The sequence below is a fragment of the Stenotrophomonas sp. HMWF023 genome (assembly GCF_003060985.1).
GTDB classification, from domain to species: domain Bacteria; phylum Pseudomonadota; class Gammaproteobacteria; order Xanthomonadales; family Xanthomonadaceae; genus Stenotrophomonas; species Stenotrophomonas lactitubi.
In genome coordinates this window covers 12,284-26,000 of the sequence record NZ_QAIJ01000141.1, presented here as the reverse complement: position 1 = coordinate 26,000, position 13,717 = coordinate 12,284, and the positions used below count along the sequence as shown (strand labels likewise).

At 68.2% G+C, this 13,717-nt stretch carries 12 protein-coding genes and 1 pseudogene; 10 read left to right on the top strand and 3 right to left on the bottom strand.

Features of this window, described 5'->3' with window-relative positions; translation table 11 throughout:
• Positions 1–16: 16 nt before the first annotated feature.
• Complete coding sequence (gene bioC, locus DBR20_RS07580) at positions 17–901, top strand: malonyl-ACP O-methyltransferase BioC (RefSeq protein WP_100553935.1); 885 nt, start codon at positions 17–19, stop codon at positions 899–901.
• A 90-nt stretch (positions 902–991) separates the two neighbouring features.
• Here bioC and DBR20_RS07575 read toward each other — a convergent pair whose 3' ends face one another.
• Positions 992–1,624: a YdcF family protein gene (locus tag DBR20_RS07575; RefSeq protein WP_099819815.1), complete on the bottom strand. Its 633-nt coding sequence runs from the start codon at positions 1,622–1,624 to the stop codon at positions 992–994.
• Positions 1,621–2,583: a pyridoxal-phosphate dependent enzyme gene (locus DBR20_RS07570; protein ID WP_100553936.1), complete on the bottom strand. Its 963-nt coding sequence runs from the start codon at positions 2,581–2,583 to the stop codon at positions 1,621–1,623. The genes DBR20_RS07575 and DBR20_RS07570 overlap by 4 nt, the downstream gene beginning before the upstream one ends.
• Positions 2,584–2,742: 159 nt before the next feature.
• Between DBR20_RS07570 and DBR20_RS07565 the strand changes: the two genes are divergently transcribed.
• The 9 genes from DBR20_RS07565 (at position 2,743) to DBR20_RS07520 (ending at position 13,251) form a co-directional block, all read left to right on the top strand.
• Positions 2,743–3,225 carry a hypothetical protein gene (locus DBR20_RS07565; RefSeq protein WP_100553937.1) on the top strand — a complete coding sequence of 161 codons (483 nt, stop codon included), beginning with the start codon at positions 2,743–2,745 and terminating at the stop codon, positions 3,223–3,225.
• Between the two features lie 552 nt (positions 3,226–3,777).
• Positions 3,778–5,667 carry a tRNA uridine-5-carboxymethylaminomethyl(34) synthesis enzyme MnmG gene (gene mnmG / locus DBR20_RS07555; protein WP_108265752.1) on the top strand — a complete coding sequence of 630 codons (1,890 nt, stop codon included), beginning with the start codon at positions 3,778–3,780 and terminating at the stop codon, positions 5,665–5,667.
• Between the two features lie 176 nt (positions 5,668–5,843).
• A complete protein-coding gene (locus tag DBR20_RS07550; RefSeq protein ID WP_100462071.1) occupies positions 5,844–6,374 on the top strand; it encodes a gamma carbonic anhydrase family protein in 531 nt (176 codons plus the stop codon).
• 124 nt (positions 6,375–6,498) lie between these two features.
• A complete protein-coding gene (locus DBR20_RS07545) occupies positions 6,499–7,188 on the top strand; it encodes an RDD family protein (protein ID WP_108265751.1) in 690 nt (229 codons plus the stop codon).
• A complete protein-coding gene (locus tag DBR20_RS07540; protein ID WP_108265750.1) occupies positions 7,185–8,177 on the top strand; it encodes a stage II sporulation protein M in 993 nt (330 codons plus the stop codon). The genes DBR20_RS07545 and DBR20_RS07540 overlap by 4 nt, the downstream gene beginning before the upstream one ends.
• A complete protein-coding gene (locus DBR20_RS07535; protein ID WP_108265749.1) occupies positions 8,167–9,792 on the top strand; it encodes a DUF4129 domain-containing protein in 1,626 nt (541 codons plus the stop codon). Before DBR20_RS07540 ends, DBR20_RS07535 begins: the two co-directional genes overlap by 11 nt.
• Entirely contained in the window at positions 9,789–10,973 is a 1,185-nt protein-coding gene (locus DBR20_RS07530; RefSeq protein WP_108265748.1) for a DUF4350 domain-containing protein, read from the top strand. Before DBR20_RS07535 ends, DBR20_RS07530 begins: the two co-directional genes overlap by 4 nt.
• A complete protein-coding gene (locus DBR20_RS07525) occupies positions 10,970–11,956 on the top strand; it encodes a MoxR family ATPase (protein ID WP_089237639.1) in 987 nt (328 codons plus the stop codon). The genes DBR20_RS07530 and DBR20_RS07525 overlap by 4 nt, the downstream gene beginning before the upstream one ends.
• Positions 11,953–13,251, top strand: a complete 1,299-nt coding sequence (locus DBR20_RS07520) for a DUF58 domain-containing protein (RefSeq protein ID WP_108265747.1) — start codon at positions 11,953–11,955, stop codon at positions 13,249–13,251. The genes DBR20_RS07525 and DBR20_RS07520 overlap by 4 nt, the downstream gene beginning before the upstream one ends.
• A gap of 157 nt (positions 13,252–13,408) precedes the next feature.
• Here the strand turns inward: DBR20_RS07520 and DBR20_RS22780 are convergent.
• Positions 13,409–13,717: pseudogene (locus tag DBR20_RS22780) on the bottom strand (hypothetical protein); the annotation flags it as partial.

Sequence of the window (13,717 nt, the reverse complement as noted above, 5' to 3'; positions counted from 1 at the left end):
ATAAGAGACTTTCGCAATGCCGTCCCACTTCGATGCCCGCCATGTCCGCCGCGCCTTCGCCCGCGCCGCCACCAGCTACGACGCTGCCGCCGCCCTGCAGCGCGAGGTGCAGTCGCGGCTGCTGGAATCGCTGGATTACCTGGAGGCGCGCAAGCCCGAGGTGGTGCTGGATATCGGCGCCGGCACCGGCCATGCCAGCGCGCTGATGAAGAAGCGCTGGCCGAAGGCGCAGGTGATCGCGCTGGACGTGGCACTGCCGATGCTGGACCAGGCCAAGCGCCAGGCTGGCTGGTGGAAGCCGTTCCAGCGCCTGGCCGCCGATGCCACCGCGCTGCCGTTGGCTGACAACAGCGTGGACGTGATCTTCAGCAACCTGTGCCTGCAATGGGTGGATGACCTGCCCGCGGTGTTCGCCGGTTTCCGCCGCGTGCTCAAGCCCGGTGGGCTGCTGCTGTGTTCAACCTTCGGGCCGGAAACGCTGGTCGAACTCAATGAAGCCTTCGCCGCCGCCGATGACCGGCCGCATGTCAGCCGCTTCGCGCAGATCGCCCAGTTCGGCGATGCGCTGATGATGGCCGGCTTCCGCGACCCGGTACTCGACCGCGACCTGTTCACCCTCACCTACGACGATCTGCCCTCGTTGATGCGCGAGCTGCGCGCGATGGGTGCGACCAACGCACGGGTCGATCGCCGCCATACGTTGACCGGTCGCGGGCGGTTTGCGGCAGCCGCAGCGGCGTACGAACCGATGCGCCGTGACGATGGCAAGCTGCCCAGCAGCTGGGAAGTGATCTACGCCCATGCCTGGGCACCCGACCCGGGCGCACCGATCCGCGAAGGCGGGCATGACATTGCTTCCGTGCCGGTGTCGGCAATTCCGATCCGGCGCAAGCAGACCTGATTCGAAGGCGCCGCCGGGCATGGCCCGGCGCTACCGGGCGCGCGTTATGGGTAGCGCCGGGCCATGCCCGGCGAGCGCAGCGGCAGCCGCTCAGGTGTTGGCCGGCGAACTCAGCGGCGGCCGCACAAGATCGCGGTGGAAGAAGTAGATCTCCTGCACCAGGAAGCGCCAGCTGGTATGGAAGCTGCGGAAGCGCGTGCTCGGCGTGGACGATGCCAACGCCTGGATGCCCAGCGCCTTGCTCAGGCGCAGCGCGCGCGCCATGTGCAGCGGGTCGCTGACGATGATCACCGAATGCAGCTTGCGCTGGTCCATCAGCCGCTTGGCTTCGACCAGGTTCTGCACGGTATTGCGCGAGGCGGTCTCGATGAGGATCGCGTCATCGGGAATGCCGTGCTTGAGCGCGTAGCGCCGCGCCACCTGCGATTCCGAGAAGCGCGCGCCGGTGCCGCCATAACCGCCAGTGAAGATCAGCAGTGGCGCATAGCCGGCGTCGTACAGATCCAGGCCATGGCGGATGCGCTCTTCAAATACCGGCGACGGCTTTGAATCATAGGCGGCCGCGCCGAGCACGATGATCGCGTCCGCCTTGGCGGCCTGGTCGCGTTCGCCGACCCAGACGATCCAGGCGGTCACACCCAGCAGCCAGATCACCAGCAGCACGAACAACCGCCACAACCAACCGAGCAGGCCGGTACGTTCGCGATGGCGGCCGCGGCTCACGGCGCTCCCCAACGCAGGGCAGGCAGATCGACATTGCCGCCGGACAGGACCAGTCCCACGCGCAGGCCGGCGAAGCGCGCAGGCTGCGCAAGCACCGCCGCCAGCACGATCGCCGAGGACGGCTCGACCACCTGCTTGAGCACGTCCCACAGCAGGCGCATCGCCGCCACGGTCGCGGCATCATCAACCACGATGACCTCGGCGCCCGCGGCCTGCAGCAACGCGAAGTTGGGCGCACCGATCAGCGTGCGCAGTCCATCGCAGATCGTGTCCGGAGCAAATGCCTCCTGTCGCTTGCCGGCGGCCAGCGAACGGGCGGTGTCGTCGGCGCCGGCCGGCTCGGCCAGCACCAGCCGGGTGCCCGGGCTGGCGTGCTGCAGGGCCAACGCGGTGCCACTGGCCAGGCCACCGCCGCCCACCGGCACCACCAGCACGTCGAACGGACCCGCGCTGTGCAGCAGCTCCAGCGCGGCCGTGCCCTGCCCGGCCATCACAGCCGGGTTGGTGTACGGGTGAACCAGGGTAGCGCCGGTATCGGCCTGCACCTTGGCGCAGGTGGCTTCGCGGTCGGCGATGGTGGCCGGGCAGCGCCAGAGGGTGGCACCATGCCGGGCAATGTTGGCCAGCTTGGCGGCCACTGCCCCTTCGGGCACCACCACATGGCAGGGAATGCCCCGCGTGCGGGCAGCCAGCGCCAAGGCGGCGCCGTGGTTGCCGGAGGAATGGGTTACCACGCCGGCACTGGCGTGATCGGCATCCAGCGACCACACCGCATTGCAGGCGCCACGGAACTTGAACGCGCCACCCCGCTGCAGGTGCTCGGCCTTGAACGCCAGTCGCGCACCGGCCAGTGCGTCCAGCGTGCGCGAGCGCAGCACCGGGGTCACGCTGGCATGGGGCGCGATCCGCGCGGCGGCGGCAAGGACGTCATCAGCGCGGGGCAACAGTGAATCGCTCATGACGCAAGATTAACGTATGCCTCCGCGCTGGCGAGGGCGCCATCGGTCATGCCAGCATGATGGCGTACACCGCCATTCATCCTGGCCGGCGGAGTTAAGGGCTGATTCAACGCCGGCGGCTGAAGCTGCCTGCATACCCGTCCTCTGGGGGGACCCATCATGAAAACGCGCCTGATGCTTGCCGGTGGCCTGTTGCTGGCCCTGACCGGTTGCACCACTTACGACTATGTCGGTGGCCGCAGCGGTGGTTACTACCACGGTGCGCCGTCGGTCGAGTACCGCTACCCCAATGGTTACCCCTATGACGCCGGCTACCCGTATTACGGTGGCTACGGTGGCTACGGCGGTGGCTATTACGGCTACGGCGGCCCGTACTACCAGCGGCCGATCTACCGCCCGCCGCACAACAACCACCGCCCGCCACCGCGTCCCGGCAATGGCGGCGAGAACCGTCCGCCACCGCCGCCGCGCCAGAACAATGGCGGCTCGCCGTGGCGCAACATGGATTCGATGCGTCGGCCGTCGCAGCCCGCGCAGCGGGTCGAGCGCCCCTCGCCGCCGCCGCAGGCACGACCGGCTCCGGCTCCGCGTGCGCCGAGGATGAACAGTTCCCCCTGGCGCGCGATGGATCAAGAGAGATAGCTCACAGTTGCGGGTGTTTCGTCTTGCATTTCACACGGTCCAAGCCTCAATCTACGCAGGTGGTGACGGCCAGCGTCACAAAGTGACAAAAACGTTAAGGGCACGTCCCAAACAGCTCTGCGTCGATATCCGACAGGAACATCTGGATCCCCCCTGTTCCGGCCCTGTCGGATGTCGGCACCTTTGAAGACGAACGGCCCCGCATTGCGGGGCCGTTTGTTGTTCGGGCGCCGCGGGACAGTAGATCCACGCCATGCGTGGATGACGCTTTCCCGGAAGCCGCAAAAAAAACAGGGCCGGACAGTCCCCCGACTGCCGGCCCCTCTGCTTCCCCATCGTGCGCCTGTACCGGCCCCTGTTCCAATTCCGGTCACCAGCGCCTGCGGCGCCAGCCACGGTGGGTGCTATTGGGTTATCTGCAAATATCCTGCCAACTTTAGGGTTGATTTCGACGCCAGCCGACCGGCGCCGGCGTCCCTGCCCCGATTGGCGCTAAAATCGCCACCCCGGCGCGCGCCCAAGCTGCGCCCGCCCCCTTGCTGAACAGCCTCCATGATCGATTCCTTCCATCGTTACGACGTCATCGTCATCGGCGGTGGCCACGCCGGCACCGAGGCCGCGCTGGCTGCGGCCCGTACCGGCGTGCGCACCCTGCTGCTGACCCACAACATCGAAACGGTGGGGGCGATGAGCTGCAACCCGGCCATCGGTGGCATCGGCAAGGGCCATCTGGTCAAGGAAATCGACGCCCTCGGCGGTGCGATGGCGCACGCCGCCGACCGCGCCGGCATCCAGTGGCGCACGCTCAATGCCTCCAAGGGCCCGGCCGTGCGCGCCACCCGCTGCCAGGCCGATCGCAACCTGTACCGCATGGCGATCCGCGCCATCGTCGAGGGCCAAGCCAACCTGACCGTGTTCCAGGCGGCGGTGGATGACCTGGTCATCGAGGGCGACGCCGTGCGCGGGGTCATCACCCAGACCGGCCTGCGTTTCGACGCCGAGGCCGTGGTGCTTACCGCCGGCACCTTCCTGGCCGGCAAGATCCACGTCGGCCCGACCCAGTACGCTGCCGGCCGCATGGGCGACCCGCCGGCCACCACGCTGGCCGCGCGCCTGCGCGAGCGGCCGTTCCAGGTGGACCGCCTGAAGACCGGCACGCCGCCGCGCATCGACGGCCGTTCGCTGGACTACAGCGTGATGGACGAGCAGCCCGGCGACACGCCGCGCCCGGTGATGTCCTTCCTTGGTTCGGTGGATGAGCATCCGCAGCAGGTCAGCTGCTGGATCACCCACACCAGCGAGCAGACCCACCAGATCATCCGCGACGCCCTGCACCGCTCGCCGCTGTACAGCGGGCAGATCGAAGGCATCGGCCCGCGCTACTGCCCGTCCATCGAAGACAAGGTGGTGCGCTTCGCCGAGAAGACCAGCCACCAGATCTTCGTCGAGCCGGAAGGCCTGGGCATCGTCGAGATCTATCCCAACGGCATTTCCACCTCGCTGCCGTTCGACGTGCAGCTGGAGATGGTGCGCAGCATCCGCGGTTTCGCCAACGCGCACATCACCCGCCCCGGTTATGCCATCGAGTACGACTTCTTCGATCCGCGCGGGCTGAAGGCCTCGCTGGAAACCAAGCTGGTCGATGGCCTGTTCTTCGCCGGCCAGATCAACGGCACCACCGGTTACGAAGAGGCTGCCGCGCAGGGCCTGCTGGCCGGCCTCAATGCCGCTCGCCAGGTGCGTGGCCTGGAGGGCTGGTGCCCGCGTCGCGATGAAGCCTACCTCGGCGTGCTGGTCGATGACCTGATCACCCACGGCACCAACGAGCCGTACCGCATGTTCACCAGCCGCGCCGAATACCGCCTGCAGCTGCGCGAAGACAACGCCGACCAGCGCCTGACCCCTGCCGGCCGCGACATGGGCCTGGTTGATGACCGTCGCTGGAGTGCCTTCGAAACCAAGCAGGCCGCAGTGGCCGCAGAACGCACACGCCTGGGCGCGCTGTGGGCGACGCCGGCCAATGCGCTGGGCCGCGAAGTACAGGAAACGCTGGGCGTTGCGGTCAGCCGCGAAACCAACGTGCTGGACCTGATCAAGCGTCCGGAACTGGATTACGCGCAGCTGATGCAGGTGCCCTCGCTCGGCCCGGCCGTGGCCGATGGCAAGGTGGCCGAACAGGTGGAGATCGGGGTGAAGTACGCCGGCTACCTGGATCGCCAGCGCGAGGAGATCGAGCGCCAGCAGCGGCATGAAGCAACCCCGATTGCCGGCGATTTCGACTACGCCATCGTGCGCGGGCTGTCGGCCGAAGCACTGCAGAAGCTGGAGCGCGTTCGTCCGCAGACCATCGGCCAGGCACAGCGCATTCCCGGCATGACCCCGGCGGCTATCTCGCTGTTGCTGGTGCACCTGGAACGCGCGCGGCGCGGACGCGTGGCGTAACGCGGGATCGGCAAATGCCATCCACGCATGGCGTGGATCTACTTGCGGTCCGCTCTGGTAGGTGTCGACCTTGGTCGACACGGATGCATGAAGCATCCCGGTCGCGGTAGGCGCCCGCGGGGTCGGCATCGGCAGAACGCGTATCATCGTCGTGTCAGCCCCACCTGGAGACACCGATGACCCCGCTGCGCCCTTTCCGCGACAAGATGCCGGTGCTCGGCCAGCGCGTGTATGTCGATCCGGCCTGCACCATCATCGGTGATGTCGAACTGGCCGACGACGTGTCGGTCTGGCCGGGCACGGTCATCCGCGGCGATGTCAATTTCGTCCGCATTGGTGCGCGCACCAATGTGCAGGACGGCACCATCATCCACGTCAGCCACCACAGTCCGTACAACAAGGCCGGCTACCCGACCCTGATCGGTGAAGGCGTGACCGTCGGCCATGGCTGCATCATCCACGCCTGCAGCATCGGCGATTACAGCCTGATCGGCATGGGCGCGTGCATCCTCGACGGTGCCCGGGTCGAGCGCCATGGCTTCGTCGGTGCCGGTGCAGTGATCGGCCCCGGCAAGGTAGTGGGCGAAGGCGAACTGTGGGTGGGCAACCCCGCCCGTCCGGCGCGCACGCTCAGCGACAAGGAGATCGAGTCGCTGCATTATTCGGCCGACCACTACGTGCGGCTGAAGGACGAGTACCTGGGCTGAGGCCGCATCACCGGTGGCCGGGCTCTGCTAAAGTCTGGGCCCGACCAGGAACCGTCGAGACCCCCATGCCCGTGGCTGCACGCCGGAGAGGACTCCAGCGCCCACTTCGGCGGCCATCGCGCTGATGGCCGCGCCGATGCTCGATACCTACCGCGAGGTGGTAACGCCGGAAGGCGTGCCGCTGCAGTTGCCTGCGGCCGGACCGATGCCGCGTGCCCTGGCCTGGCTGATCGACCTGGCCGTCCGCTTCGGCGCGCTGACTGCGCTGTCCATTCCGCTGGCCCTGCTCGATGAGTTCGGCCGCGGCCTGTACATGGCGCTGATGTTCCTGCTGATGTGGGCCTACCCCATCGTCTGCGAAGCGCTGTGGGGCCGTACGCTCGGCAAGCGCGTGCTGGGCCTGCGGGTGCTGGCACAGGATGGCGCACCGGTGGGCTGGATGGCATCGATCACCCGTAATCTGCTGCGCACCGTGGACATGCTGCCCTTCGGCTACGCGCTGGGCCTGATCAGCAGCCTGTTCGATCCGCATGGCCGCCGCCTGGGCGATCTGGTTGCCGGCACGATGGTGGTGCATTCGCCACCGCATTACCTGCCGCCGCCGGCCACCATCGACAGCGTGCTGGCCCCGCCACAACCGCTGCGGCCTGAAGAACAGGCGGCGGTGATGGCCTTCGCCGAGCGCGCGCCACGCCTGTCTCCCGCGCGCCAGCAGGAGCTCGCCAGCATCGCCGAGCCGTTGACCAGCGCGTCCGGCCAGGTCGGCGTGCTGCGTCTGTATGCGATGGCCAACTGGTTGCTGGGTCGACGATGAAGCAGGAACAGTTCGTCGCCCGCCATCAACAGGAATGGCATGACCTGGAGCAGTGGCTGCAGCATCGCGCCGGTGCCTCGCGTCGGCGTCGGCGCAAGCCGGGTGCAGAGGAGGCCGGCGATGTCAGCTTCCCACAGCGCTACCGACGGCTGTGCCAGCAGCTGGCGCTGGCCCGCGAACGCGGCTACAGCCCGCAGCTGGTGCAGCGTCTGCAGCAGCTGATGCAGCACGGTCATGGCGTGCTGTACCGCACGCCACCGACCCGCTGGCGGCGCGCGCTGGAATTCCTGGTCGCTGATTTCCCGCTGCTGGTACGCAGCCAGGCGCGCAGCATGTGGGCGGCGCTGGCGATGTTCGCGGTGCCGGCGCTGGCCTGCTTCGTGCTGGTGCAGGTGTACCCGGACAGCATCCACCTGCTGATGGACAACGGCCAGATCGCCGAGATGGAGCGCATGTACGACCCATCCGCCGAGCGCCTGGGCCGCGACAGCGGTACCGACTGGATGATGTTCGGCTACTACATCATGAACAACATCGGCATCGCCCTGCGCACCTTCGCCAGCGGCCTGCTGGCGGGGTTGGGCACGCTGCTGGTGCTGTTGTTCAACGGCATCACCATCGGCGCGGTGGCCGGCCATCTGCAGCACATCGGCCATGGCGGCCCGTTCTGGCGCTTCGTGGTCGGCCACGGTGCGTTCGAGCTGACCGCGATCGTGATCGCCGGCGGTGCCGGCCTGCAGCTGGGCATGAAACTGCTGGCGCCCGGGCGGCGTCGCCGTCTGGATGCGCTGGTTGAAGGGGGGCGCATCGGCGCACGGCTGTGCCTGGGCGTGGCCTTCATGCTGCTGCTGGCAGCGTTCGTGGAAGCATTCTGGTCGTCCATCGCCGAAATCCCAGCTGCAGTGAAGTTCAGCGTGGCCGGTGTGCTGTGGGCCGGCGTGCTGCTGTGGCTGTGGCGCGGTGGACGCGGAGGCAGCCATGCGGATTGACCACTTGGACGTGGTGCTGCGCGCGCGCAGCAGCTGGGAAGCGATGGAGCTGGGCAGTGCGCTTGCCCGCCGCCATGCACGCGGTGTGTGGGGCAGCTGGCTGCTGGCCAGTGCGCCGTTGTTCGTGCTGTTCAATGCGCTGGCCTGGTGGCTGGATGCCTTCGGCTGGGCCTGGCTGGCGATGTGGTGGTGCAAGCCCTTGTTCGAGCGCGCGCCGCTGTACGTGCTCTCGCGCGGCATCTTCGGCGAACGGGTCGGTGCGCGCGCTGCACTGCGCGCACAGCGGCAGTGGGGTGGCAGCGGCTTCTGGGGTTACCTGGGCTGGCGCCGTTTCAGTGGCCTGCGCAGCCTGTGCCTGCCGGTCAACCTGCTGGAGGGCAATGCGCCCGCGCAACGCGGCGCTCGCCGGCGCGCAGTCGCTGCCGGCGCTGCGGGCCCTGCGCTGGTGCTGGCCGTGACCTGCCTGGCATTCGAGCTGGTGCTGGTGGTGGGCGCGATCGCAACCATCTTCATCTTCATTCCCCTGGAACTGCTGCCCGAATCCTGGCGCGCGGCGTGGGCGATGGTCAGCGTGGAAGCACCCGCATGGGCCAAGCTTGGCCTCAACCTGCTGTTCTGGCTGGCAGCGGCGCTGATCGGACCGTTCTACGTGGGCGCTGGCTTCGGCCTGTACTTGAACCGGCGCACGCAGATGGAAGCCTGGGACGTGGAAATCGCCCTGCGCCGCCTGCGCGAACGCTTGCTGCCGGTGGCCTCTTCATTGGTGCTGCTGCTGTGCCTGGCGCTGCCGTTGGCACCCGCGCATGCGCAGGACGCCGACACGCCGGACGCCGGGCAGACCGCTGCGGCCAGCGGCGATGAAGACGAGGATGCGGAAGAAACCGAGGAAGTGGCCACTGCGGAAAACGATCCGGCCAATACACCGGCGGTGATCTTCGGCGACAAGGCGGTGGATACCGCCGGCTTCCGCCAGGCCGTGAGCCGCGCTTACGAAGATCCGTTGCAGCGGCCGAGGCGGCAGGTCAGCCGATGGAAGCCGATCGAAGACGCCGCCGAAAAGAAGAAAGACAAGAAGGATCTGCAGAAGGACAGCAGCAGCGACGCCGACCGCAAGGCACGCAAGAGTGGCCAGCTGTGGCTGGCACGGATCGCCGAATGGGGCCTGTGGGGGCTGCTGGGTGTCCTGCTGCTGGTGCTGTTGTTGACCGCGCGGCTGTGGCTGCCGTGGTTGCGCGGTTCCGGCCGCCGCAAAGAAAAGCAGGCACCGCAGGTCACCGAAGAACAGGTGGAAATGCCGGTGGTGCTGCCGCCGGATGTGGCGACCCAGGCCGGCCTGCTGTGGGACCAGGGACGACCGCGGCAGGCGCTGGCCCTGTTGTATCGCGCCAGCGTACGCACGCTGGTGGAGCGCACCGGCATCGCTTTGCCGCCTGGCGCGACCGAAGCACAGTGCCTGCGTGCCTCGCGGCGTCTGACCGACAGCACCGACCGTGAACTGTTCGCGCGCATCGTGCGCATGTGGCAGTACGCCGCCTACGGTGGGCGCCTGCCTGCCCGCAGCGATTTCGACGCGTTGGCCAGCACACTGCGCCAGCAGTACGGGTGGCAGGCATGAATCCGCGCCTGTTCTGGTCATTGCTGCTGGGCGCGCTGGTCCTGTTCGGGGTACCGCTGACGATCCTGTTCCTGCGCACGCACGAAAAGGTGACCGAGACCGTCGTGCTGCCGCCGCAGGGCGAAGCGAGCTACAACCCGCTGTATGTGCTGGGCCAGGCCCTGCGCGCCGACGGCATCGAGGTGCAGTCCCGGCAGCGGTTGGAGCTGGCACAGATGCCACTGGCCGCCACCGATACGCTGGTGCTGCTGCAGGACACCGCCGACATGCCGCCGCGCACTGCGCAGGCCCTGCTGGATTGGGTAGATACGGGTGGCCATCTGCTGCTGCGCACGCAGCCTCCGGCCGAGGACGATGCCAGCAGTACGCAGGGTCCCTTGCTGGACAGGATCGGCGTGGACAGCCTGTTCCATGAAAGCGACTGCCAGCCCTTCCACGTGGTCGATGATCCGAGCCATGTCGAGTTCTGCGGCGGCCGGCGCTTCAGCCTGGGCTTCCAGGCCAACGCCACGGCCGAGCGCCGTTGGGGCGGAAACCAAGGGCTGGTGTTCGCACGTCTGCCGCACGGCAAGGGCCGCATCGACGTGCTGGCCGACATGGACGTCATGCGTGGTGAAGGACCGAACCCATCAACGCGCCGCCGCACAGTCGATGCCGTCGCCCGCGATGGCCTGCATGACCTCTCGCATCGCGACCTGACACGCTACCTGCTCGACCCCAACTATGGGCGCGGCACGGTCTGGTTGGTATACGGCAGCCGCCCGCCTTCACTGGGCGCGCGCATCTTCTACCAGGGCTGGCCGCTGTGGGTGCCGCTGCTGCTGGCGATCCTCGGCTGGCTGTGGTCGCGCGCGCAACGCTTCGGCAGTGCCCTGCCCGCCCCGGTGATCGAGCGCCGTTCGCTGCTGGAACACGTCCGCGCCAGTGGCGAACTGCTGTTGCGCTTCGGTCATGGCGCGCGCCTTTACCAGGCCGTGCAGGCGCTGTTCCTGCATCGCCTGCGCCTGCGTGCACCCGTGGCTGCGGCACTCGACGGTGCTGCGCGTGACCAGGCCATCGCCGCGGTGCTGCAATGGCCGGTCAGTCGTGTCACCAGTGCCCTCACGCCGCCTTCGCCGCATGATTCCTCCGCCCTGCGCGAGCGCATCCGCTTGCTGCTCCAGATGAGATCCCTGCTATGACCGATGCCCCTGAACTTCCGGCGGCCGCCACCGCCCGCCTGATCGAACGCGTCGACGCCATCCGCCAGGCCGTCGGCCACGCCTTCATCGGCCAGGCCGACGTGCTCGACCAGATCCTGGTCGCCCTGCTGGCCGGTGGCCACGTGCTGATCGAAGGCGTGCCCGGCCTCGGCAAGACCCTGCTGGTGCGCGCGCTGGCGCAGGCGCTGGAACTGGACTATGGCCGCGTGCAGTTCACCCCCGACCTGATGCCCAGCGACGTCAGCGGGCATGCGGTGTACGACCCGAAGAGCGAGAGCTTCAAGATCCGCCGCGGCCCGGTGTTCACCAACCTGCTGCTGGCCGATGAAATCAACCGTGCCCCGGCCAAGACCCAGTCCGCGCTGCTGGAAGTGATGCAGGAGGGCCAGGTCACCATCGAAGGCAAGGCCTTCACCCTGGCGCCGCCGTTCATGGCGCTGGCCACGCAGAACCCGCTGGAACAGGAAGGCACCTATCCGCTGCCGGAAGCGCAGCTGGACCGTTTCCTGCTGAAGGTTCTGATCGACTATCCGCAGCTGGAAGACGAGAAGCGCATGGTCGCGGCAATCACCAGCGGCCGCGCCGCCAGCGATTTCGACCTGAGCCAGGTGCCGCGCGTGCTCGGTGCCGGCGAACTGCTGGCATTGCAGCAGGCCACCGCGGCGATCACCGTCGATGACGAAGTGATCGACTACGCGGTGCGCATCGTGGCCGCCACCCGGCAGTGGCCGGGCATCGCCGTTGGCGCCGGCCCGCGCGGCAGCATCGCCCTGGTACGTGCCTCGCGCGCGCAGGCGGTGCTGGCCGGGCGTGATTTCGTCACCCCCGATGATGTGCGCGACATCGCCCGCCCGGCCCTGCGCCACCGCATCGCGCTGGCACCGGAACTGCAGATCGAAGGCCAGGATGCCGACGACGTGCTGGGTGCGCTGCTGGCCAAGGTCGAAGCGCCGCGCCGATGAGGCCTGCGCCGCTGCTGCTGGCGTTGCTGTGGGCCTGGGCCGTGCTGGGAGGCGTGGTGCTGGGCGGCCTGCTGCCGCGCTGGAGCTGGGCGCTGGCCGGCGCATTGATTGCGGTGCTGGCACTGGTTGATCTGTGGCGACAACGGCGACGGCCGTCGCCCAGCGTCGAGCGCGACGTGCCCGAGGCGCTGGCACTGGGCGTGCGTCGCGAGATCGGCCTGCGCCTGCACAGCGAACAGGCCATGCACGTGCACGTGTTCGATCTGGTGCCGGGCGGTTGGCCACTGGAATCGCTGCCGCAGCGCGTGCAGTTGCGGGCCCGCCATGTCAGCTCGCTGCATTACCACGTGCAGCCGCAGCAGCGCGGGCGCTTTGCCTTCGAGGGCGTGCAGCTGCGCATCCGCTCGCCGTGGCGGCTGTGGTGGCAGCAACGCACGCTGCCACCGGCGCTGGAGGTACGGGTCTATCCCAACTTCGTGCCGCTCACCCGCTTCGCACTGTTCAGCGCCGACCAGGCCTCACGCTTGGTGGGCGCCCATGTGAAACGGCGGCGTGGTGAGGGCACCGATTTCCACCAGATGCGCGAGTACCGCATCGGCGACAGCCTGCGCCAGCTCGACTGGAAGGCCACCGCACGCGCGCGCAAGCTGATCTCGCGCGAGTACCAGGACGAGAAGAACCAGCAGCTGCTGCTGATGCTCGACAGCGGCCGCCGCATGCTGGCCAGCGAAGGCGGGCTGTCACACTTCGACCATGCCTTGAACGCCTCGCTGGTGGTGGCTTACCTGGCGCTGCGCCAGGGCGATGCCGCCGGCCTGTTCGCGGTGGGCGGCGAGCGCCGCTGGGTGGCGCCGCAGCGCGGCATGGGCACGGTGCAGCACCTGTTGCGCGCCAGCTACGATCTGCAGCCACAGGCCGTGGCCACCGATTACCTGGCCGCCGCCACCGAAGTATCGCTGCGCCAGCGTCGACGCGCGTTGGTAATGCTGGTCAGCAACGTGCGCGATGAAGACATCGAAGACCTGCTTGCTGCCGTGCGCCTGCTGCAGCGCCGCCATCTGGTGTGCGTGGCCAGCCTGCGCGAGCGCGAGCTGGATGCTGCGCTGGAGGGCGAGGTGCATACGGTCGAGGATGCCGCGCAGGCCGGTGCCGCCGCGCTGTACCTGCAGCAGCGCGCGCAGGCGCATGACGCGCTGCGCGCCGAACGGGTGATGGTGCTGGACGTGACCGCCGATGCGCTGCCCGCAGCGCTGGTGGAACGCTACCTGGCAGTGAAGCGCGAAGGGCTGCTGTGAGCGGTAGCGCCGGGCCATGCCCGGCGGATCACCGTGGACACCGGGCATGGCCCGGCGCTACCGGCCCGTTGCTCTGGTAATTGCCAACCTTGGTTGGCACACAATCAACGGCGCCGACCAAGGTCGGCATCTACCAACTACGGCTACCGATGCGCAATCAGCGTTCGCCCAGCAACCGGCGCTGCAACCGCTTCACCGATCGCTGCAGCAACACGCGATGCCGCGCCAATTTCATCCACTGCGGCAGGCGCGAGAACATCGAACTGTTGCGTATACCGCCGTGCTCACGCAGCGTGGCTGCAGCGTAGTCGTGCAGCGCCTGCAGGTGTTCGGCGTTATAGGCCCAGAGCAGGCCGGCGCGGGTGGGTTCAACCAGATGCAGCGGCAGGCCGAAATGCGGGTCGGCTGGCTCGGCATCGCGCAGCGGGGTGGCCGACACGTCGACATCGCTGCTGCGACCGCACTG

Excerpts from the sequence above, each read along its gene's own strand:
- DBR20_RS07525 (WP_089237639.1), top strand. The coding sequence starts at position 10,970 with ATGACCGATGCCCCTGAACTTCCGGCGGCCGCCACCGCCCGCCTGATC.
- DBR20_RS07530 (WP_108265748.1), top strand. The coding sequence starts at position 9,789 with ATGAATCCGCGCCTGTTCTGGTCATTGCTGCTGGGCGCGCTGGTCCTG.
- DBR20_RS07570 (WP_100553936.1), bottom strand. The coding sequence starts at position 2,583 with ATGAGCGATTCACTGTTGCCCCGCGCTGATGACGTCCTTGCCGCCGCC.
- DBR20_RS07540 (WP_108265750.1), top strand. The coding sequence starts at position 7,185 with ATGAAGCAGGAACAGTTCGTCGCCCGCCATCAACAGGAATGGCATGAC.
- bioC (WP_100553935.1), top strand. The coding sequence starts at position 17 with ATGCCGTCCCACTTCGATGCCCGCCATGTCCGCCGCGCCTTCGCCCGC.
- DBR20_RS07545 (WP_108265751.1), top strand. The coding sequence starts at position 6,499 with ATGGCCGCGCCGATGCTCGATACCTACCGCGAGGTGGTAACGCCGGAA.
- mnmG (WP_108265752.1), top strand. The coding sequence starts at position 3,778 with ATGATCGATTCCTTCCATCGTTACGACGTCATCGTCATCGGCGGTGGC.
- DBR20_RS07535 (WP_108265749.1), top strand. The coding sequence starts at position 8,167 with ATGCGGATTGACCACTTGGACGTGGTGCTGCGCGCGCGCAGCAGCTGG.
- DBR20_RS07520 (WP_108265747.1), top strand. The coding sequence starts at position 11,953 with ATGAGGCCTGCGCCGCTGCTGCTGGCGTTGCTGTGGGCCTGGGCCGTG.
- DBR20_RS07565 (WP_100553937.1), top strand. The coding sequence starts at position 2,743 with ATGAAAACGCGCCTGATGCTTGCCGGTGGCCTGTTGCTGGCCCTGACC.
- DBR20_RS07550 (WP_100462071.1), top strand. The coding sequence starts at position 5,844 with ATGACCCCGCTGCGCCCTTTCCGCGACAAGATGCCGGTGCTCGGCCAG.